Annotated in this window: 26 protein-coding genes and 1 tRNA gene; 20 read left to right on the plus strand and 7 right to left on the minus strand. The window is 38.5% G+C overall.

Annotated features, from left to right (window positions below; translation table 11 throughout):
* The first annotated feature begins 108 nt into the window (after positions 1-108).
* The 7 genes from glmU (at position 109) to N8O43_RS04345 (ending at position 6,104) form a co-directional block, all read left to right on the plus strand.
* Positions 109-1,488: a bifunctional UDP-N-acetylglucosamine diphosphorylase/glucosamine-1-phosphate N-acetyltransferase GlmU gene (gene glmU / locus N8O43_RS04315; protein WP_261089548.1), complete on the plus strand. Its 1,380-nt coding sequence runs from the start codon at positions 109-111 to the stop codon at positions 1,486-1,488.
* A 9-nt stretch (positions 1,489-1,497) separates the two neighbouring features.
* Positions 1,498-2,043, plus strand: a complete 546-nt coding sequence (locus N8O43_RS04320) for an NUDIX hydrolase (RefSeq protein WP_166731888.1) — start codon at positions 1,498-1,500, stop codon at positions 2,041-2,043.
* Between the two features lie 11 nt (positions 2,044-2,054).
* Positions 2,055-2,366, plus strand: coding sequence for a cell wall synthase accessory phosphoprotein MacP (gene macP, locus N8O43_RS04325; protein WP_000517862.1), 312 nt, complete (start codon positions 2,055-2,057; stop codon positions 2,364-2,366).
* A gap of 16 nt (positions 2,367-2,382) precedes the next feature.
* Positions 2,383-3,075 carry a 5'-methylthioadenosine/adenosylhomocysteine nucleosidase gene (locus tag N8O43_RS04330; RefSeq protein ID WP_261089549.1) on the plus strand — a complete coding sequence of 231 codons (693 nt, stop codon included), beginning with the start codon at positions 2,383-2,385 and terminating at the stop codon, positions 3,073-3,075.
* A gap of 76 nt (positions 3,076-3,151) precedes the next feature.
* Positions 3,152-3,643 carry a chromosome segregation protein RocS gene (gene rocS, locus N8O43_RS04335; RefSeq protein WP_000021242.1) on the plus strand — a complete coding sequence of 164 codons (492 nt, stop codon included), beginning with the start codon at positions 3,152-3,154 and terminating at the stop codon, positions 3,641-3,643.
* Positions 3,644-3,741: 98 nt separating this feature from the next.
* Complete coding sequence (locus N8O43_RS04340; protein ID WP_261089552.1) at positions 3,742-4,332, plus strand: 3'-5' exonuclease; 591 nt, start codon at positions 3,742-3,744, stop codon at positions 4,330-4,332.
* 8 nt (positions 4,333-4,340) lie between these two features.
* Complete coding sequence (locus N8O43_RS04345) at positions 4,341-6,104, plus strand: glycerophosphodiester phosphodiesterase (RefSeq protein ID WP_261089553.1); 1,764 nt, start codon at positions 4,341-4,343, stop codon at positions 6,102-6,104.
* A gap of 72 nt (positions 6,105-6,176) precedes the next feature.
* Here N8O43_RS04345 and N8O43_RS04350 read toward each other — a convergent pair whose 3' ends face one another.
* The 3 genes from N8O43_RS04350 to N8O43_RS04360 all read right to left on the minus strand — a co-directional run bounded on the left by N8O43_RS04350 (position 6,177) and on the right by N8O43_RS04360 (position 7,944).
* Positions 6,177-6,476 carry a YbaB/EbfC family nucleoid-associated protein gene (locus N8O43_RS04350; protein ID WP_000981526.1) on the minus strand — a complete coding sequence of 100 codons (300 nt, stop codon included), beginning with the start codon at positions 6,474-6,476 and terminating at the stop codon, positions 6,177-6,179.
* A gap of 194 nt (positions 6,477-6,670) precedes the next feature.
* Positions 6,671-6,913, minus strand: a complete 243-nt coding sequence (locus tag N8O43_RS04355) for a type B 50S ribosomal protein L31 (RefSeq protein ID WP_000710764.1) — start codon at positions 6,911-6,913, stop codon at positions 6,671-6,673.
* Positions 6,914-7,008: 95 nt separating this feature from the next.
* A complete protein-coding gene (locus tag N8O43_RS04360) occupies positions 7,009-7,944 on the minus strand; it encodes a DHH family phosphoesterase (RefSeq protein WP_261089554.1) in 936 nt (311 codons plus the stop codon).
* Positions 7,945-8,047: 103 nt separating this feature from the next.
* On the opposite strand from N8O43_RS04360, the gene N8O43_RS04365 reads away from it, so the two are divergent.
* The 9 genes from N8O43_RS04365 (at position 8,048) to N8O43_RS04405 (ending at position 12,820) form a co-directional block, all read left to right on the plus strand.
* Positions 8,048-8,491 (plus strand): flavodoxin, encoded by a 444-nt coding sequence (locus tag N8O43_RS04365; RefSeq protein ID WP_050966672.1) that lies wholly within the window; start codon positions 8,048-8,050, stop codon positions 8,489-8,491.
* 115 nt (positions 8,492-8,606) lie between these two features.
* Complete coding sequence (locus tag N8O43_RS04370) at positions 8,607-8,873, plus strand: chorismate mutase (protein ID WP_261089555.1); 267 nt, start codon at positions 8,607-8,609, stop codon at positions 8,871-8,873.
* Complete coding sequence (crcB, locus tag N8O43_RS04375; protein WP_261089556.1) at positions 8,870-9,241, plus strand: fluoride efflux transporter CrcB; 372 nt, start codon at positions 8,870-8,872, stop codon at positions 9,239-9,241. Before N8O43_RS04370 ends, crcB (N8O43_RS04375) begins: the two co-directional genes overlap by 4 nt.
* On the plus strand, positions 9,238-9,567 hold the full coding sequence (gene crcB / locus N8O43_RS04380) for a fluoride efflux transporter CrcB (protein WP_261089558.1): 330 nt from the start codon (positions 9,238-9,240) through the stop codon (positions 9,565-9,567). Before crcB (N8O43_RS04375) ends, crcB (N8O43_RS04380) begins: the two co-directional genes overlap by 4 nt.
* Before the next feature lie 118 nt (positions 9,568-9,685).
* A complete protein-coding gene (gene rplS, locus N8O43_RS04385; protein WP_001068669.1) occupies positions 9,686-10,033 on the plus strand; it encodes a 50S ribosomal protein L19 in 348 nt (115 codons plus the stop codon).
* A 42-nt stretch (positions 10,034-10,075) separates the two neighbouring features.
* Positions 10,076-10,147: transfer RNA gene (locus N8O43_RS04390), tRNA-Arg, on the plus strand.
* A 687-nt stretch (positions 10,148-10,834) separates the two neighbouring features.
* Positions 10,835-11,701: a helix-turn-helix domain-containing protein gene (locus N8O43_RS04395; RefSeq protein ID WP_261089560.1), complete on the plus strand. Its 867-nt coding sequence runs from the start codon at positions 10,835-10,837 to the stop codon at positions 11,699-11,701.
* Between the two features lie 233 nt (positions 11,702-11,934).
* Positions 11,935-12,492, plus strand: coding sequence for a CYTH domain-containing protein (locus N8O43_RS04400; protein WP_261089561.1), 558 nt, complete (start codon positions 11,935-11,937; stop codon positions 12,490-12,492).
* Positions 12,493-12,613: 121 nt separating this feature from the next.
* On the plus strand, positions 12,614-12,820 hold the full coding sequence (locus N8O43_RS04405) for a hypothetical protein (RefSeq protein ID WP_261089562.1): 207 nt from the start codon (positions 12,614-12,616) through the stop codon (positions 12,818-12,820).
* Positions 12,821-13,206: 386 nt separating this feature from the next.
* Here the strand turns inward: N8O43_RS04405 and yidA are convergent, their stop codons facing one another.
* Together yidA and N8O43_RS04415 are read right to left on the minus strand one after the other, a co-directional pair.
* On the minus strand, positions 13,207-14,013 hold the full coding sequence (gene yidA / locus N8O43_RS04410) for a sugar-phosphatase (protein ID WP_261089563.1): 807 nt from the start codon (positions 14,011-14,013) through the stop codon (positions 13,207-13,209).
* A 12-nt stretch (positions 14,014-14,025) separates the two neighbouring features.
* Positions 14,026-15,330: an HD domain-containing protein gene (locus tag N8O43_RS04415; protein ID WP_261089564.1), complete on the minus strand. Its 1,305-nt coding sequence runs from the start codon at positions 15,328-15,330 to the stop codon at positions 14,026-14,028.
* 71 nt (positions 15,331-15,401) lie between these two features.
* Here N8O43_RS04415 and N8O43_RS04420 point away from each other — a divergent pair, with 71 nt between their 5' ends.
* The 3 genes from N8O43_RS04420 (at position 15,402) to ffh (ending at position 17,784) form a co-directional block, all read left to right on the plus strand.
* Positions 15,402-15,779: a YwiB family protein gene (locus tag N8O43_RS04420; RefSeq protein ID WP_261089565.1), complete on the plus strand. Its 378-nt coding sequence runs from the start codon at positions 15,402-15,404 to the stop codon at positions 15,777-15,779.
* Between the two features lie 89 nt (positions 15,780-15,868).
* Entirely contained in the window at positions 15,869-16,201 is a 333-nt protein-coding gene (locus N8O43_RS04425) for a putative DNA-binding protein (protein ID WP_045611844.1), read from the plus strand.
* A gap of 11 nt (positions 16,202-16,212) precedes the next feature.
* Complete coding sequence (gene ffh, locus N8O43_RS04430; RefSeq protein ID WP_033685182.1) at positions 16,213-17,784, plus strand: signal recognition particle protein; 1,572 nt, start codon at positions 16,213-16,215, stop codon at positions 17,782-17,784.
* Positions 17,785-17,879: 95 nt separating this feature from the next.
* On the opposite strand, the gene N8O43_RS04435 is transcribed toward ffh, so the two are convergent.
* Both N8O43_RS04435 and rsmG read right to left on the minus strand, forming a co-directional pair.
* On the minus strand, positions 17,880-19,163 hold the full coding sequence (locus N8O43_RS04435; RefSeq protein WP_004241778.1) for a uracil-xanthine permease family protein: 1,284 nt from the start codon (positions 19,161-19,163) through the stop codon (positions 17,880-17,882).
* 253 nt (positions 19,164-19,416) lie between these two features.
* Positions 19,417-20,130 (minus strand): 16S rRNA (guanine(527)-N(7))-methyltransferase RsmG, encoded by a 714-nt coding sequence (gene rsmG, locus N8O43_RS04440; protein WP_261089566.1) that lies wholly within the window; start codon positions 20,128-20,130, stop codon positions 19,417-19,419.
* Between the two features lie 93 nt (positions 20,131-20,223).
* Here rsmG and N8O43_RS04445 point away from each other — a divergent pair, with 93 nt between their 5' ends.
* Positions 20,224-20,784: a LemA family protein gene (locus N8O43_RS04445; RefSeq protein WP_261089567.1), complete on the plus strand. Its 561-nt coding sequence runs from the start codon at positions 20,224-20,226 to the stop codon at positions 20,782-20,784.

Below are 20,784 nucleotides of genomic sequence, written 5' to 3' on the forward strand. Positions count from 1 at the left end.
TCAAAAAATGGGTTAAGAAAGGACTTTAGAGCATTTTTTCATTCAAGGGCGCGGAATGATTTGAAATATGGTATAATAAAAGGGAATTTCTAGAGAAAAGAGAAGATTATGTCAAATTATGCCATTATTTTAGCAGCGGGTAAAGGGACTCGCATGAAATCTGATTTGCCAAAAGTGTTGCACAAGGTTGCGGGTATTTCTATGCTGGAACATGTTTTCCGTAGTGTGGGAGCTATCCAACCTGAAAAGACAGTAACAGTTGTGGGACACAAGGCAGAATTGGTTGAGCAGGTCTTGGCTGGACAGACAGAATTTGTGACTCAATCTGAACAGTTAGGAACTGGTCATGCAGTTATGATGACTGAGCCTATTTTAGAAGGTTTGTCAGGGCATACCTTGGTTATCGCAGGAGATACTCCTTTAATCACAGGTGAAAGCTTGAAAAATTTGATTGATTTCCATATCAATCATAAAAATGTGGCGACTATCTTGACTGCTGAAACGGATAATCCTTTTGGCTATGGACGAATTGTGCGTAATGACAATGCTGAAGTTCTTCGCATTGTGGAGCAGAAGGATGCCACAGATTTTGAAAAACAAATCAAGGAAATCAACACCGGAACTTACGTCTTTGACAACGAGCGTTTGTTTGAGGCTTTGAAAAATATCAATACCAACAATGCTCAAGGTGAATACTATATTACAGATGTCATTGGCATTTTCCGTGAAGCTGGTGAAAAAGTTGGTGCTTATACTTTGAAAGATTTTGATGAAAGTCTTGGGGTAAATGATCGTGTGGCTCTTGCGACAGCTGAGTCGGTTATGCGTCGTCGCATCAATCATCAACACATGGTCAATGGCGTTAGCTTTGTCAATCCAGAAGCAACTTATATTGATATTGATGTTGAGATTGCTCCTGAAGTTCAAATCGAAGCCAATGTTACATTGAAAGGTCAAACGAAAATTGGTGCTGAGACTCTTTTGACAAATGGAACGTATGTAGTGGATAGCACTATCGGAGCAGGAGCTGTCATTACCAACTCTATGATTGAAGAGAGTAGTGTTGCAGACGGCGTCACTGTCGGACCTTATGCCCACATTCGTCCAGGTTCAAGTTTAGCTGCTCAAGTCCATATTGGAAACTTTGTTGAGGTGAAAGGCTCTTCAATCGGTGAAAATACCAAGGCTGGTCATTTGACTTATATCGGAAACTGTGAAGTGGGTAGTCATGTTAATTTTGGTGCAGGAACCATTACAGTCAACTACGATGGTAAAAACAAATACAAGACAGTCATCGGTAACAATGTCTTTGTTGGTTCAAATTCAACCATTATTGCGCCAGTTGAGTTAGGGGACAATTCTCTTGTTGGTGCTGGTTCAACTATTACCAAAGACGTGCCAGCGGATGCGATTGCAATTGGTCGTGGTCGTCAGGTCAACAAAGATGAATATGCAACTCGCCTTCCTCATCATCCTAATAATCAGTAGGAGTCTGTCATGGAATTTGAAGAAAAAACGCTTAGCCGAAAAGAAATCTATCAAGGACCAATATTTAAACTGGTCCAAGATCAGGTTGAATTACCAGAAGGCAAGGGAACTGCCCAACGTGATTTGATTTTCCACAATGGAGCTGTCTGTGTTTTAGCTGTAACAGATGAGCAAAAACTCATCTTGGTCAAGCAGTACCGCAAAGCCATCGAGGCTGTCTCTTACGAAATTCCAGCTGGAAAATTGGAAGTAGGAGAAAATACAGACCCTGTCGCAGCTGCCCTTCGTGAATTAGAGGAAGAAACAGCCTATACAGGGAAGTTAGAGCTCTTGTATGACTTTTATTCAGCCATTGGCTTTTGTAATGAAAAGTTAAAACTATACCTAGCAAGCGATTTAACAAAAGTGGAAAATCCACGTCCGCAGGATGAAGATGAAACCTTGGAAGTCCTTGAAGTGAGCCTAGAAGAAGCCAAGGAATTAATCCAATCAGGTCACATCTGTGATGCCAAGACAATTATGGCTGTTCAATACTGGGAATTATACAAAAAATAGAGGAGGTCAGTATGGGTAAACCTTTATTAACGGATGAAATGATTGAAAGAGCTAATAGAGGCGAAAAAATTTCAGGTCCCCCTTTGCTAGATGATGAGGAGACCAAGATTTTACCAACTTCATCTTCCCGTTTTGGTTATGCCAATCCTAAGGAACATGGTTTTAGCCAGGAAACCTTGAAGATTCAGGTCGAACCGTCTATTCATAAAAGCCGTCGCATTGAAAATACCAAGAGAAATGTCTTCAATTCTAAGTTAAATAAGATTTTATTTGCAGTCATCTTTCTCTTGATTTTGCTTGTCTTAGCAATGAAACTTTTGTAATAGAAAAGGAAATAAAATGAAAATAGGAATTATTGCGGCGATGCCAGAAGAACTGGCTTATCTGGTCCAGCATTTAGACAATGCCCAAGAGCAAGTTGTTTTGGGGAATACCTACCATACAGGAACCATTGCCTCACATGAAGTCGTTCTTGTAGAAAGTGGAATTGGTAAGGTTATGTCTGCTATGAGTGTGGCAATTTTGGCTGATCATTTCCAAGTGGATGCTATAATTAATACGGGGTCAGCTGGGGCATTAGCAGAAGGGATTGCTGTTGGGGATGTCGTGATTGCTGACAAATTAGCCTATCATGATGTGGATGTCACAGCTTTTGGTTATGCTTATGGACAAATGGCGCAACAACCACTTTATTTCGAATCAGACAAAGCCTTTGTTGCTCAAATTCAAGAGAGTCTATCTCAATTGGACCAAAACTGGCATCTTGGTTTGATTGCTACAGGAGATAGTTTTGTTGCAGGAAATGACAAGATAGAAGCGATTAAGTCTCATTTCCCAGAAGTTTTAGCCGTTGAGATGGAGGGGGCAGCTATTGCTCAGGCAGCGCATGCTCTTAATCTTCCAGTCTTAGTTATCCGAGCTATGAGTGACAATGCCAACCATGAAGCAAACATCTCTTTTGATGAGTTTATTATCGAAGCTGGACGTCGCTCTGCCCAAGTCTTATTAGCCTTTTTGAAGGCCTTAGATTAAGCGAAAATTTGACAGTTTTTCTAGCTTATGATAAGATTTAAGTAAAGAAAAGCTAGAAAACGTTTCAGAGGATATTATGAGTATTGAAATGACCGTCAGTGAGATTGCAGAGGTTTTAGGATTATCTCGCCAAGCAATCAATAACCGTGTCAAAGAATTACCAGAAGAAGACACAGATAAAAATGACAAAGGGGTAACGGTAGTTACCAGAAGTGGCTTGATTAAGCTAGAAGAAATCTATAAAAAAACGATTTTTGAAGATGAGCCTGTCAGTGAAGATGTCAAGCAACGTGAACTGATGGAGATTCTAGTTGATGAGAAGAATGCAGAAATTCTGCGTCTCTATGAACAATTAAAAGCCAAGGATCGTCAATTATCAGAAAAAGACGAGCAGATGCGTATCAAAGATCGTCAGATTGCTGAGAAAGACAAACAACTAGATCAGCAGCAACAATTGACCCTTCAAGCCATGAAGGATCAAGAAAATCTCAAGCTAGAGCTGGACCAAGCAAAAGAAGAAGTCCAATCCACTAAGAAAGGCTTTTTTGCTCGTTTATTTGGAGGATAATCAAGGAGCTGTTTAGGTTAAATGCTAACCTGATGGCTTCTTTTGTTTCTAAATAGTATAGTTGCTCAATTAAAATAACAGTATAGGAGAGGTATAGAATGGAACGATTAGAAGATTACATTGCTTTTGATTTAGAATTTAATCAGCATGAAGGACAAACACACTTGATTCAAGTATCGTCAGTGCGTTTTAGAGATGGTCAGGAAATCGATGCCTATGATTCCTATGTCCATACCAGCGCCCCATTAAAAAGTTTTATCAATGGTTTGACTGGGATTACAGCTGAGACCTTAAAAGATGCTCCTCCAGTGGAGAAAGTCATAAAAGATTTCCAAGAGTTTGTGGGTTCTTTACCCATGGTGGGGTACAACGCTGCTAAAAGTGATTTGCCTATTTTAGAAGAGCATGGTTTAGACTACAGCCAGCAATACAAGGTGGATCTATATGATGAAGCTTTTGAACGTCGCAGTTCGGATTTACATGGTATTGCCAATCTCAAATTGCAAACTGTTGCCTCCTTTCTTGGATTTCAAGGTCAGTCTCATAATAGCTTGGAGGATGCTCGGATGACGGCGCGTGTTTACGAGTCCTTCTTAGAGTCAGATCAAGCTAGAGAATTGTTAGAGACAGAAAGTAGCCTATCAAACAATCCTTTTGGTAGCTTGGACTTGTCTCAATTATTTGACTAGGAGTGCCTATGAAACCTGAAAAACCTAAAAATCTAGGTTTTAAGCAGATATACTTTAATCTAGATAAAATACTCTTTCTCTTTTTCTTGATATTTATGATGATTGAGTTTGTTTGGTTACCACTTAATTCTTGGATTGCTGGACTGTTGCTCCGTCAGACAGGTTATCTCTTTCTTTCCTACAATAATATTTTCGCTATTATAAAGGGTTCTCCCTTTGTTAGTCTTGCTTTATTTGTTCTGGTAATCGTTAATTTACTGGTCGCCTATTACCAGCTAGGACTCCTCTTTATTGGAGCCCGGCACCTCCTCTATCATGAAAAGAGAACTTTGCTGGAGTACAGTCGTAAGGTCTTTCGTCAAAGTTTCTTGTTTATGAAGCAAGTGACGATTTACAAAATGGCCTTTATTTTCTTTTATGTCATGATGCTCTTTCCATTGATTCGAAAGATTTTAAAGATTTATTACCTCAATAAAATCGTTATTCCGGAATTCATAGTAGCCTATGTAGAAGATAAGTACTGGTTGGTCGGTTTGATTGTTACTATTCTGGCTTTACTTCTGTTTTATATTTCAGTACGGTTGATGTTTGCCCTACCCCAGCTTTTGTTTGAGAAGAAAACAGTCAAAGAAGCAGTCAGATACAGTCTAGAGAAGACAAGAAAGCACTCATGGTTTTATATTTTGAATTTGCTTTGGATTATCGTCAAAACGTATCTATTTTTTATTCTTCTTCTCATTCCAATATTAGCAAGTCAGGTACTGATGGATGGATTAACCCATAAGGAATCTCTTGTATTAGGAATCATTAATTTTGTCTTGATTAAGAATTTCCACTATATGGCCTTGACCTATTTTCTCATTAAGTTTGTTTCCTTTTTGACAGGGGAAGAATTAGAAATCACACCAAGAAGAAAGAAAGACCACTGGATGAGATGGGGAGTGATGGGCTGTGCTGGCATCTTTTTTGCTCTTGAGGGTTATGTTTATTTGGAAGCTCCAGTTGCACATAAACCTTTAGTTATTTCTCACAGAGGAGTATCTAATAAGAATGGTGTCCAAAATACTGTCCAATCATTAGAAAGGACATCCCAACTAGGGCCAGACTTTGTTGAGACGGATGTTCAGGAAACAAAAGATGGCCAGTTTGTCATGATGCATGATGCTAATATCAAGAATCTGACAGGAGTTAATGCCAATCCACAGGATCTCACTTTGAAAGAATTAACTAAACTTGATATTTCAGAAAATGGTTATCATAGCAAGGTGTCCAGTTTTGATGACTATCTCAATAAAGCCAATGAATTGCATCAAAAACTCCTTATTGAGATTAAAACCAGTCGAAAAGATAGCCCAGATATGATGAAACGATTTATGGAAAAATATGGAACAGTTCTTAAGCAGAATGGTCACCAAATGCAATCCTTGGACTACCATGTGATTGACCAGGTTTTAGCCTACGATACTCAAATTCCAGTCTTTTTAATCCTACCTTATAATAGTATTTTTCCAAGAACCAAGGCTACAGGTTATACCATGGAGTATTCAACTTTAGATGAAAATTTTGTCAACAAGCTTTGGAATACCGATCAGAAATTGTACGTGTGGACCATCAATAGTTCAGAGTCCTTTGATAAATCTGTTCATTTGGGAGCTGATGGCATGATAACGGATGATTTGGAAATGATTCAAGATCAGGTTACCATTGCCCAAGAAGACCCAGAGTATACTGAATTGCTTTTCAAACAGGCCATGGAATTCTTTAATTTTTAGTAAGCAAAAAGAGGAACAGTTGTTCCTCCCACGATAGGCAAGTATTCTCTTGAATGCTTGTTTTTCTTATGCTTAGAATGGCAATTTCCCAGCGAAAGCACCCAGTTTTTTCTTGGTAGTTTCATCGATTTGTTCAAGAGCAGAGTTGATGGCTTGAACCGTCATATCTGAAAGAGTTTCAAGGTCTTCTGGGTCAACAACAGCTGGATTAAAGTCAATGCTGACAACTTTCTTATCTCCAGTTAAGGTCGCTTGGACAAGGTCTTGAGCAGATTTACCAACAAATTGCATAGCAGCAAGTTCAGCTTGGCTTTGTTCCATTTGTTTTTGAAGTTTTTGTGCTTGGCGCATCATGTTTTGCATGTTCATCATGGTGATTTATAGTTTCCTTTTACAATTATTTTCTTCCCTATTTTATCAATTTTAGGGTTAAAAGTCTATTGTTAGTATAAATCCCCTAACATTAAATTACCGAAGAGATTTTCGAAGAGTACGAGTCTGGAACATGAAAACAGCAGTTAATTTCAAGAAAGAAAAAAGAACAGCCGAAACTGTTCTTTTTATCATTATTTGAGACCGTATTTTTTGTTGAAACGATCCACGCGTCCATCTGCTTGAGTGAACTTTTGACGTCCAGTGTAGAATGGGTGTGAGTCTGATGAAATTTCCACACGGATCAATGGGTAAGTTTCGCCTTCGAACTCAACTGTTTCGTTAGAGCGTTTTGTTGAACCGCTAAGGAATTGGTAACCAGTAGTTGTGTCCATGAAGACAACTGGGCGATATTCTGGATGGATATCTTTTTTCATTTTGCAATATTTCCTTTCTGCCATGGTCTCTTTGCGAGCCATAGATTGTTACCATACTAGTCTATCAGATTCTGAAAAGTTTGGCAAGTATTTTATCAGTTTTTAAGCAAGTTTTTTAACTTTTGGTAGATGATTTCGTTTTCTTCTAGACTATAGGAATTAGCACCACTTGCTAGAGGGTGGCCTCCACCATCATGTTCCTTGGCAATTTCATTGATAGGATGGATTTTACTGCGTAAGCGAACGCGGTAGTGACCATCAGCCTGCTCCACAAAAATTCCCCAAAGACTAACACTATCAATGCGTCCAGGTGCACCCACAATAGCTGCAGTTTCCGCATCGGTCACATTGAATTGTTTCAAGATTTCTTGACTCAGGATAACGCGAGCTGCACCGTTTTCATCCACTTCCAGATGGTCGTAGATGTAGCCTTGAAGTTTAGCAATCTTGTAGCTCATAGTATCCATTTTACGAGTGAGAGCCGCAAAGTCAAAGTTCTGTTCTCTCAGAGAAGCAGCCAGGCGGAGGGTGCGTGCAGTCGTAGAAGGGTAGAGGAAACGACCTGTATCACCAACGATTCCTGCAAAGAGCAATTCAGCAGCTCGATCTGACAAGGCCAGTTGGGTTGTTTCAGCAAATAGGGTAATCATCTCACTAGCACTGCTAGAATTAGTATCCACCCAAGATAGGTCACCGTATACATCATCATTTGGATGGTGGTCAATCTTAATGAGAAAATCACCTTGACGATAGCGCTTATCATCGATACGAGCAGTATTGGCCGTATCACAGACGATGACAAGTGCCCCTTGGTAGACACTATCTTCAACAAGATCCATTTCAGCCATCCAAGTAAGAGTTGGTTCATCAAAACCAACTGCTTTGATAGTTTTTTCTGGGAAATGATGTTTGAGAAGAGCTTTCAATCCCACCTGACTTCCCAAGGCATCTGGGTCTGGTTTCATATGACGATGAATGATAATCGTGTCGTATTCTTTGATTTTTTCTAAAATTTGATGGCAAATTTCCATAAATAACCTCAATTCTTTCTCATTTCATTGTAGCACAAGAATTTTTATTTTTAAAATGAAAAAGATGTGATATAATGGAGAAAGATAAATTGAGGAGGACGATATGGCATTAGCAAAAATTGTATTTGCCAGTATGACCGGTAATACCGAAGAAATTGCAGATATTGTAGCAGACAAATTACGTGACTTGGACTTGGATGTCGATGTTGATGAATGTACAACTGTTGACGCTTCAGACTTCTTGGAAGCAGACATCGCTATCGTTGCGACCTATACTTATGGTGATGGTGAATTGCCAGATGAGATGATGGACTTCTACGAAGACCTAGCAGATCTCAACTTGAATGGTAAAATCTACGGAGTGGTTGGTTCAGGTGACACCTTCTACGATGAATTCTGTAAGGCTGTTGATGACTTTGACCGTGTCTTTGTGTCAACAGGAGCAGAAAAAGGTTCAGAGTGTGTTAAAGTTGATCTTTCTGCCGAGGAAGAAGATATTGAACGCTTGGAACAATTCGCAGAAGAATTGGCTGCTAAAGTAGGATAAGTATAAAACTGCGCTGATGTAATCAATCAGTGCATTTTTCTTATCGTGACTTGGGATTTTACTAGCCTATTTGGTGGCTTTTTGATACAATAATTCAAATAAAGGAGGAGACTGTATGGATTTAGATAGTATTCGTCAAGAAATTGATCAAATTGACGATCAAATTGTCAAACTGTTAGAAGAACGAATGCATTTAGTTGAAGGGGTTGTCGCTTATAAGAAGACTTCAGGGAAACCGATTTTAGATACCAAGAGAGAAGCAATTATCTTTGAAAAGGTTAGGAGTCGTGTAGAGGACAAGCGCTATCAGGAGACTATTGTAGCGACTTTTTCGGACATACTCAAACGTTCGCGTGATTATCAGGATCAAAATATCAAATGAAAAAAGAACATTTTTATCCGCTAGGGATTTTTCTAGCTGCTATGTTGGGCGGACTTGTCCGCTACCTAGTTTCCACTTGGTTACCAGCCAGTCCTGACTTTCCTTGGGGAACCCTTCTTGTCAACTATCTAGGTATTTTCTGCTTGGTTTATCTTGTTAAGGGCTATCTGGTCTATAAGGGAACCAGTAAAGGCGTTATTTTAGCACTGGGTACAGGTTTTTGCGGAGGTTTAACAACCTTTTCTAGTCTCATGCTTGATGCTGTGAAACTGCTTGATACAGGGCGTTATCTTAGTTTAGTTATGTATTTGCTTTTGAGCATCGGTGGAGGACTGCTTTTAGCTTACTATTTAGGGAGGAAGAGATGATAATCGTCTATCTTACAATTGCTTGTGGTTTCGGAGCTTTAGTGCGCTATTTCTTTTCCCGCTATAATCAAGCATCTAAATTGCCCCTCGGAACGCTTATAGCCAATCTTTTGGGTTGTTTTTTGATTGGATTATTTTACAATCATGTGGAGTCCAAGGAAGTCTATGCTATTCTAGCAACAGGATTTTGCGGAGGTTTGACAACTTTTTCGACCTTGAATGACGAACTTCAAAGACTGTTAAGTGATAAGAAGGTATTTTATAGCTACCTAGCCTTAACCTACCTAGGTGGTTTAGTTGCGATTTTTTTAGGAATTCTGCTATAAAATTCTTTACTTTTTTGTGGAAATTTGGTAAACTGTATCTTGTGTGTAATGGACGCACAAAAATACAGTTTATCCGCTGAGGAAGATTCCTCAAGATTGACAAAGATAGGAGAATAAAATGAATCCATTAATCCAAAGCTTGACTGAAGGTCAACTTCGTACAGATATCCCATCATTCCGTCCTGGTGACACTGTTCGTGTACACGCGAAAGTTGTCGAAGGTAACCGTGAACGTATCCAGATTTTTGAAGGTGTTGTTATCGCACGTAAAGGTGCTGGCATCTCAGAAAACTACACAGTTCGTAAAATCTCTAACGGTGTAGGTGTTGAGCGTATCTTCCCAATCCACACTCCACGTGTTGAAAAAATCGAAGTTGTTCGTTACGGTAAAGTACGTCGTGCGAAATTGTACTACTTGCGTGCTCTTCAAGGTAAAGCAGCTCGTATCAAAGAAATTCGTCGTTAATTCGACTAAAAAACTCTGCTTCTTCAGCAGAGTTTTTATCTAGCTCCCTTAGTTCAATGGATATAACAACTCCCTCCTAAGGAGTAGTTGCAGGTTCGATTCCTGCAGGGGGCATTTTTAGAAATGTAAAGAAAGACAAAGAAAATTCAAAATGTTTATTTGAAGGCAATTATCACAAGTTCATTTTTAAAAATAATTTAGTATTTTTTGTTTTTTTTTGACCAAATTTTGAGCAAAAGTTATATTTTGATCAATGAGTACAGATAAAGTGGATCAGCAAAGTAACTTTGACATCTATTAGTTAAAAAATAAGGACTTCCTTTATTGGAATGTCCTTATTTTTATTATGGAATTGACAAATGATGTTAAGGTTCAGATCTATGAACTCAGAAAGTAAGTACAAATCTTTAAACAGCTTTCAAAAAGATTTGGTATGGATGTTTCTGGCTAAGGTATGTGACAAGGTGAATTGATTGTTATGAAATAGAGAGCTTAAAAAATGGGGAAAATCGTTATTATTCCCCTGAATTTGATATGTTGTACAAGACTATTTCTGGTCTGTTAAATATATCAATAACAAAATTTAAACATGATAGTCTAATATCTAATCCATTTAAAGTGAATACGTTTATCAATCGTTTGAGTAAGAAAATCTCAAAAGAAGAAGGGATAGGTTTTCAAAGGTAACATATCTAGTCATTGCTTATATATAATTTGTATCTTTTGGTTTATTAATTTGTATTTAAAATTTAATCATGTTACAATTGAAATTGAAATCGAATAGAAAAGGAAAATGCAAACGTGGGTACACTATTAGCAACAAGATTAAAAAATAGACGAAAAGAATTAAAAATGTCTCAGCGAGAATTGGCTGAGGGGATATGTAAACAGGGACAGATTAGTCGATTAGAGAATGGAGAATTTACTCCAGGAGCAGACTTTTTATATGCTCTGTCCAAGAAGTTAAAAGTTAGTATGGATTATTTTTTTAATGAGCAAATTGAAGAGGAGATTGACGAGCTATCAGAGTTTAAGAAGTTAGCTCAGACATTTATCACAAATCGAAATTATGAGTCTTTGAAATATATATATGAACTAGAGAGTGTAAAAGTACATCGCTTGTCTTTAGTAGATAAGTTTTATATGGAGTGGATAAAATCTCTTATAGATTTTTATTTCTATGGGCAAAAAGAGGAGGCTGTGGCAAGATTGGAGAAGGTACTGTCTCAGTTAAGTGTACCTGACCTGACCTACCTTCAAGTTTCAAATACTCTATTTAATTTTTATTATGATATTGAAGATTTAGAGAGTTTTAATGAAATTCGAGAAAAGTTAGAGTATCAAGTAAATCAACTCAATTTAAAAACAATCGAAGAATTAAACCTTTCTATTAAATTTAATTATAATGTTTGTCGCTATCTATGGTTGCAGAATAATACTGAAGAAGCTATTACTAAAATCACAGATACGATAAAGCAATGTAAGACGTATAGAACAACGTATCTTTTGGCTGATTTGTATGTATTGATGGGAAATGTCAGTAAGAATTTTTCTTCTAAAGTTGCAGTAAAAGAGTACTTTGAAACGGCTTATTTCCTTTATAAGCTTGAGGGAAATATGTCAATGGCTCTTAAAATCGAGCATTATATTGCAGATATAACAGAATAGTAAAGACGATGTTCAATTAAGCATCGCTTTTTTAATCCAAAAAGATACAAATATGTATTTAATAAAAATAAATAAAAAATATTATCAAAATCCTTGACAGTATTATATTGAAGTGCTAAAATGAGTGCAAGAAAATATTAGGCTTTTTGTCCATAAAACATCTACAGAAACTTACTATAGACTGAGTGAATTTAAAGAGACTTCAGCCTTTGAAGAATTGAGAGGTAAAATTAATGAATGAATTAGAAGTTAGATTTGAACTCAACGATGAGAGAGATTATAATAATGCTATTTCATATTTAGAAAAATCTTATAAATTTAAGAGTGAAAATAAGCAAGTTGATGAATATTTTAAAATAAAAGGAAGAGAATTTGAAAATGATGAGGTAGGTAGCTTTATCTACAGAATTCGCCAAGAAGATGATAATAGAGCAAGTATTTTCACAAGAAAAGATACGATAAAACAAGGAATGTGGAGTGAAAGTGAAATAGAGTTGGAATCTGAAAAATTAGAATTTGTAAGGAATATCTTGCAAGATGGATTTTCAAATATTTTCACAATAAGTAAACATAGAAAGACTTATCATGATGCATTAGAAAATAAAACGATTAATCTAGATAAGATTGATAGTCTTGGATTTTATCTTGAGATAGAGATTTTAGGAGATTTTTCAAAAGAAGATTATAATAATTTTTATGAGAAAATGTGCGGAGAGTTCTCGTTTTTAAATTCAAAAATAGAAACAAAGGGCTATGTCCAATTAATGAGAGAAAAAAATGGACGTAATTGAAATTATCAAATAGTCTTGTTGGGATTGTTTACTCAATTGCTGAATTTGGAAGTTTGATAGCAGTAACCTTTCTTTCTACTTTTTGAATAAGAAGGATGCTTTTATATTGATGAATATATCAATGGCAACCATCCCACTTGTCATTATGGCGAGTGGAATAGTAGAAAATTGGATATTTTTTGGAATTTGTTATTCAATTTTGAGCGGATTAATTACAATAGCTTCTGTTTCGATTACAACAATACAGCAACAAGAAAGTACTGTGTATAATATTGGAAAGATACTTTCAAGTTCTTTTGTAATAGCTACCATTTTTGCTCCTTTTTGAGGGATATTGGCCGCTTATTTTAATTGGCTTTTAAACCCAAGATTAAGTCTAGTTATTTTGGGATTACTAAGTAGTTTATTAGTTATTCTTATAAAGAGTTATGAAAAAAAGCTAATTAAGAAAAGTACTGCAATATTTATAAAGGAAGATTAGTGGATCAATTATCATTAAAAAAATAATATTAATTCGTAGTAAAATAAAAAATTGAAAAAGGTTTTACATAATGTACTATCTAATTCAGATTTAATAATTATTGAGGGGATAGAACTAGAAACCAAAAATACTAAATATTAAACTGCCCCCAAAAGTAAGATTTTTCTGTCTAACTTTTGGGGGCAGTACATTATCTCTAACTTCTGGGGTGCTTTTTCTATATTCAAATTATTTTACAATACCCATGTACGTATGGCATGGGCAACGCCGGATTCGTCATTTGTTTTGGTGATGTATTTGGCGATTTTTTTGATTTCTGGATTTCCATTTTCCATGACAACGGGGTTTCCAACGACTTCCAGCATGGCACGGTCATTTTCTTCGTCGCCGATAGCCATGGTTTCGTCTTTGGTCAATCCGAGTTTTTCAGATAGGTGAGTGATGGCTGAACCTTTGTCCACATTCTTTTTAAGGAGTTCGAGGTAGAAAGGAGCAGATTTGTTGATAGAGTAGCGCTCATAAAATTCGGCTGGTATCTTTTCAATGGCAGCATCGAGGATTTCTGGTTCATCGATGAACATACATTTGACGATTTCCTTGCCAGTCATTTCTTCAGGTGTGCGGTAGAAGATGGGCATGCTGACGAGAGTTGATTCGTGCACTGTGTATTTTCCGATATTGCGATTGGCTGTGTAGATGCCGTCCTTGGTAATAGCGTGCATGTGGACACCGAGCTTACGACTGAGAAATTCCATATCCAGATAATCCTCATAAGTCAAGGATTCGCTGATAATCTCATGTCCTGTAGCAGTTTCTTGGACAAGGGCACCATTGAAGGTCACCACATAGTCACCCTCGTCTCTCAACTGCAAGTCGTCCAGAAGTTTAGCAACACCTGCGATAGGACGGCCAGTTGCAATGACGACTTTGACACCAGCTTCTTTGGCATCTTGGATGGCAGAAAAGACCTCAGGAGTGATTTCCTTTTGGCTGTTGACTAGGGTTCCGTCAATATCGACGGCGATTAGTTTAATACTCATAAATTTCCTCTTCTAGTTTTTATTTGGGGTAAAATGATCGTTCTCAATCAAGTGTAAAAATTGCTGGGTGATACTTGCGAAGATGCTGTTTTGGTCCAACATTTCCTTTGGAAAATAGAAACGATTATCTCCGTGGCGACTGCCAGCAAGGGATTGGACGATAGGAGACAGGCTAGAGAGTTCGGCCAGTTGACCATTTTTTTGTAAAATCTCAATCTGTGTTCGTGGATTTTCAGATTCGGGACGATAGATATCATAAGGGAGGTCAAAGTTCTTATGAATGGCAGTATAGTAGTCGGGATCAAAGCCAATGTTCTCAACTAATTTTCTCATGCTAGCGAGTTGGTTTTGATCTTCTTGTGAAAAGGTAATGGATTTAAAGACCTTGCGGTTGACAAAGCGCTGTGATAAGTCTGCAAGAATCTTATCAGGACTGGTCATCCAGAGTTGGAAGTAGGTATTCATCACACCATCATCCAGAGCCAGATAATCAGACAAGGTCACATTTTTTTCAAAGAAAGGCAGGAGATGTGGAGATGTTCGTGAAAAGAAGTCCTTATCTTCTGGATAAAGTTCCTTAGCCCGTTTGAGAAGGTTTTGAAGGAGGACCTCCATAGCGCGTGTTGCAGGATGAAAATAAACCTGCATGTACATCTGGTAGCGACTGAGGACGTAGTCTTCGATGGCATGCATGCCGTTGTGCTGAAAGGCGATACCATTTTCGACAGGACGAATGACTCGGAGGATGCGAGTCAGGTCAAATTCTCCATAGGATGCTCCTGTAAAATAGGAGTCACGCAAGAGATAGTCCATGCGGTCCGCATCAATCTGACTAGAAATGAGTTGCACAACCTGCTTGTTAGGATAGGTATGATCAATGACACTGGCAACCTTTTCTGGAAAATCTGGCGCCACTTGTAGCAGGACTTGATGAATCTCCGTTTCAGGACTTTGGATAATCTCCTGAGTAATAGCTTCGTGATCTGTATCAAAGAGATGTTCAAAAGTATGGGAGTAGGCACCATGACCAAGGTCATGTAGGAGAGCAGCAGTCATGGTCAAGAGAGACTCGGCAGGATTCCATTCCTCAGGATATTTTTCTTCAAAAATCTCCGTGATGCGTCGTGCAATTTCATAGACTCCTAGACAGTGAGAGAAGCGACTATGTTCTCCACCGTGGAAGGTATAACTGGAAGTTCCCAGTTGTTTGATACGACGCAAACGCTGAAATTCTTTTGTATTAATCAAGTCATAGATGATTTGATTATTGACATGGATGTAGTTGTGAACTGGGTCACGGAATACTTTTTCGTTCATATGACCATTATAGCAAAAAGCTAGAGTTTTTGGTAAAATAGTAGGACAAGAGACAAGAAAGAGGACTTGATGTGAAGATTCGGATGCGAAATACGATTCAGTTTGATGAGCAGTTGGAAGTGATTGACCAGCTTTATGATGTTGAAGTGCATGAAAAAGGAGATTATAGCTACCTGCTTTTCTATAATGAGGAAAAGGAAAAAGTAGTGATTAAATTTCATGGTCAAGAACTTGTGATGAGTCGTTTTTCCACTCCCAAGACCATTATGCGCTTTCTAAAGGATAGCGATAGTTTAGCCTATATTCCTACACCTATGGGCATGCAGGAGTTTATCATCCAAACGAGCCATTATCAAGTTGATGGGCAAAAGATTGAACTAGATTATCAACTACAAAATCAAGAGGGACATCCCTTTGCTAGCTATCAATTGGAAATTACTTGGGGCTAGGATTTCGTCCTTCTCAAATCTACTTTCTATCTTCAAGGATTGGCTTCCTAATGTGGTAGATTAGGCTAATTTTTGGTATAATAAAAGTTATGGAAATCGAAAAAACCAATCGTATGAATGCGCTCTTTGAATTTTATGCGGCGCTTTTGACAGATAAGCAAATGAATTATATCGAGCTCTACTACGCTGATGATTACAGCCTTGCTGAAATTGCCGAAGAGTTTGGTGTCAGTCGTCAGGCTGTCTATGACAATATCAAGCGGACAGAAAAGATTCTGGAAGATTATGAGATGAAACTGCACATGTACTCGGACTACATTGTCCGTAGTCAGATTTTTGATCAGATTTTGGAGCGCTATCCCAATGATGACTTTCTGCAGGAGCAGATAGAAATTTTAACAAGCATTGATAATAGAGAATAAGAGGAAGAAAAATGGCATTTGAAAGTTTAACAGAACGTTTGCAGAACGTCTTTAAAAATTTACGTAAAAAAGGAAAAATCTCTGAGGCTGATGTCCAAGAGGTAACCAAAGAGATTCGCTTGGCCTTGCTTGAGGCTGACGTTGCCTTACCTGTTGTAAAGGACTTTATCAAGAAAGTTCGTGAACGTGCAGTCGGACATGAAGTTATTGATACACTTAATCCTGCGCAACAGATTATCAAAATCGTTGATGAGGAATTGACAGCTGTTTTAGGTTCTGATACGGCAGAGATTATCAAGTCTCCTAAAATTCCGACAATTATCATGATGGTCGGTTTGCAGGGGGCTGGTAAAACAACTTTTGCAGGTAAATTGGCCAACAAACTCAAGAAAGAAGAAAATGCCCGTCCTTTGATGATTGCGGCGGATATTTACCGTCCTGCGGCTATTGACCAGTTGAAAACTCTGGGTCAACAAATCGATGTGCCTGTTTTTGCACTTGGAACAGAACTACCAGCTGTTGAGATTGTTCGTCAAGGTTTGGAACAAGCCCAAGCCAATCACAACGATTATGTCTTGATTGATACGGCAGGTCGTTTGCAGATTGATGAGCTTTTGATGAATGAACTTCGTGACGTAAAAGCATTGGCTCAACCAAACGAAATTCTCCTCGTGGTTGATGCTATGATTGGTCAAGAAGCGGCCAATGTTGCGCGTGAGTTTAATGCTCAGTTGGAAGTGACTGGGGTTATCCTTACCAAGATTGATGGAGATACTCGTGGTGGTGCGGCTCTATCTGTTCGTCACATTACCGGAAAACCAATCAAGTTCACTGGTACAGGTGAAAAGATTACGGACATTGAGACCTTCCACCCAGACCGCATGTCTAGCCGTATCCTTGGCATGGGGGATATGCTCACTCTGATTGAGAAAGCTTCTCAGGAATACGATGAGCAAAAAGCCCTTGAAATGGCTGAGAAGATGCGTGAAAACACCTTTGATTTCAATGATTTCATTGATCAGTTGGATCAGGTGCAAAACATGGGACCAATGGAAGACTTGCTCAAGATGATTCCAGGTATGGCTAACAATCCAGCCCTTCAAAACATGAAGGTGGATGAGCGTCAGATTGCGCGAAAACGTGCCATTGTGTCCTCCATGACACCTGAAGAACGTGAAAACCCAGATTTGTTAAATCCAAGCCGTCGCCGTCGTATCGCAGCTGGTTCTGGAAATACCTTTGTCGAAGTCAATAAATTTATCAAGGACTTTAACCAGGCTAAACAGCTCATGCAAGGTGTCATGTCTGGAGATATGAACAAAATGATGAAGCAAATGGGAATCAATCCAAACAACCTTCCTAAAAATATGCCAAATATGGGAGGAATGGATATGTCTGCCCTTGAAGGAATGATGGGACAAGGCGGTATGCCTGACCTGTCAGCTCTCGGAGGAGCAGGAATGCCAGATATGAGCCAGCTGTTTGGTGGCGGACTCAAAGGTAAAATCGGTGAATTTGCTATGAAACAGTCCATGAAACGCATGGCTAACAAAATGAAGAAAGCGAAGAAAAAACGCAAGTAAGACAAGGGAAGGCCACAGGGCTTTCCTTTTTTAGAAAGAAGAAAAATGAGCACTTCCGTAATTGGAAATGCTCGTTTTTTGATGTGTTTAGACTCTTAATCTTTATTTTCGTATGGTAAGATCAAGTTCAAGATGATTCCTGTCATGGCTGATAGGGCAGTACCTGAAAGGGTAACTGGACCAAGTTTAAGGATAGCTCCTCCAAGTCCAAGTACCAACATAGCACTTGCGATGATTAGGTTACGCATTTGACTGAAGTCTACACGTTCTTTGATCAAGACTTTCAAACCATTACTTGCGATAACTCCGTAGAGAAGGATTGACATACCACCAAGTACAGCATTTGGAATGGTTGAAATCAAGGCAGTGAATTTACCAAGGAAGCTAAGGGCAATCGCGATGAAGGCAGCGTTACGGATAACTGAGACAGAAGCGATACGAGTCATACCGATAACCCCTGTATTTTCTCCATAAGTTGTATTGGCTGGTCCACCAAGGAAGGCAGAAACTGAAGTTGCGATACCGTCACCAAGAAGAGTACGGTGAAGACCTGGTTCTTTCAAGAATTGACGGCCACAGATTTGACCCAAAACAGTATGGTCTCCGATATGTTCAGAAATTGTTACGATAGCGATTGGCAAGATAGCGATGGTTTCTGGACCGAAGTAAAGATTGTATTCTTTAAAGGCACCGCCTGTATTAAATGGCAAGTAGAAACCAGGAATCTCGAACCAGTTGGCTTTAAGAACTGGTGTAAAGTCAACCAAGCCAAGTGTTAGTGCAAAGAGGTAACCACCGATAATGGCAAAGAGGAATGGAATGATTCGTAGGAATCCTTTTCCTTTTGTGTTGATAAAGGCAGCGATTAAGAAAGTAACAACTGCTACAAGAGCATTTTTCCAGTTTCCATCAGCTACAAGACCAGCATTGGTAACAGCTGAACCTGCAAGTCCAAGACCGATAACGATGATCATAGGTCCGATGATGATTGGTGGCAAGAGTTTATCAATCCATTTTGTACCTGCAAAACGAACACCAGCAGCGACAAGGACATAGACTAAACCAGTCAAGATAACCCCTGTTTGGGCAGCAGATACATCACCACCCATTTCTTTCATAGCCAGTGACATAGCTGTGATAAAGGCAAATGAAGAACCTAGATAAACTGGAACTTTAAATCCAGTTGAAATCATGTAGATGAGTGTTCCAACACCTGAAGCAAAAAGGGCAACAGATACAGGCATTCCCAAAATCAATGGTACCAAGATGGTCGCACCAAACATGGCGAAAACGTGTTGGAAGCTAAGGAGAATTCCTTTTCCAGCCGAAGGACGTTGGTCAACGTCTAGTAACAAATCAACAGTTGATTCTTGTTTCATATAAACCTCACTTTTGGACATCAAAAAAGAGCCCATTATTTTACAGCAATAGGCCCTCAGAGTAAGACTTCTCTAAAATCTAGATTTTAAAGAGTTTTAAATATTTCTGCGTCTTCGTCACCTCACGGGATGACATTAAAAACCTTTGCTTAGGATAGTATAGCAGAAAAAAATGATTTTGTAAATCATTTTTTCCCGAGCCTAAAAATAAAAGAGCGAGGCTAACTTTGTAAATATTTTTTTACTAAAAAAATTAAAGTGGGCGTTTATTGGGCATGCCAGCCTTACGTGGATATTTATTTGGCGTTTCTTTTTTCTTTTCTACCACTGTGATGTAGCGCGGATCTCCATTAGGTAGAGCGTAGCTGAGATTGTCTTCGACCTTACTAAAAAGGAGGTTGAGGGCATTCTTAGCTTCTAATAATTCCTCAGGCGCATTGCTGGCCTTGAGCGCCAATAGTTTTCCGCCAACTTTAAGGTAAGGAATTGTCAATTCAGATAAAACCTGCATGCGGGCAACCGCACGAGCTGTTACAAAATCATATTGAGCACGGAAGTTCTTGTCTTGGGCCAAGTCTTCTGCACGTCCATGGTAGAAGTGAACACCGCTCAAATCTAGCTCTTGAGCCAATAGTTGGAGGAAGTTGATGCGCTTGTTGAGCGAATCAATGATAGTTACATCTAACTGAGGATAGAGGATTTTCATCGGTAGACTAGGAAATCCTGCCCCGGCTCCAATATCAAGAAGTTTGATAGTTTCATTGGGAATCAAACCTTGAAGAATGGGTGCAATTGAATCATAAAAATGTTTGAGATAAACTTCTTCCTTATCTGTAATAGCCGTCAAATTAATCTTCTCATTCCACTCGACCAAGAGTTCAAAATAACATTCAAATTGTTTTTTTTGCTGGTCAGAAAGTGAAAGATTTTGCTCGGCAAGCAAGTTGTAAAATGTTTCTGGTTTCATAGTTTTTTCCTTCTTTAGTATCATCTTATTTTACCACAATCATTAAAAATTTGATATACTGGTACTAATCTAAAAGCAGAAAGGACTTATATAATGACTTGGATTATTCTTGGAGTTATCGCTCTTGTTGTTATTTTTGTGATTCTTAGCTATAACGGTTTGGTTAAGAATCGTATGCAAACCAAGGAGGCTTGGAGTCAGATTGATGTTCAGTTGAAACGTCGAAATGATCTCTTGCCAAACTTGATTGAAACTGTAAAAGGTTATGCCAAATATGAAGGTTCTACCCTTGAAAAGGTGGCAGAACTGCGTAACCAAGTGGCAGCAGCGACTTCACCAGCAGAAGCTATGAAAGCTAGTGATGCCCTCACTCGTCAGGTTTCAGGTATTTTTGCAGTTGCAGAAAGCTATCCAGATTTGAAAGCTAGTGCCAACTTTGTTAAATTGCAAGAGGAGTTGACAAATACAGAAAATAAAATTTCTTACTCTCGTCAACTCTACAACAGTGTTGTCAGCAACTACAATGTAAAATTAGAAACTTTCCCAAGCAATATTATCGCTGGAATGTTTGGATTTAAATCAGCAGATTTCCTTCAAACACCAGAAGAGGAAAAGGTAGTTCCTAAGGTTGATTTTAGCGGTTTAGGTGACTAA

The organism is Streptococcus mitis (assembly GCF_946190335.1).
GTDB lineage: Bacteria > Bacillota > Bacilli > Lactobacillales > Streptococcaceae > Streptococcus > Streptococcus mitis_CH.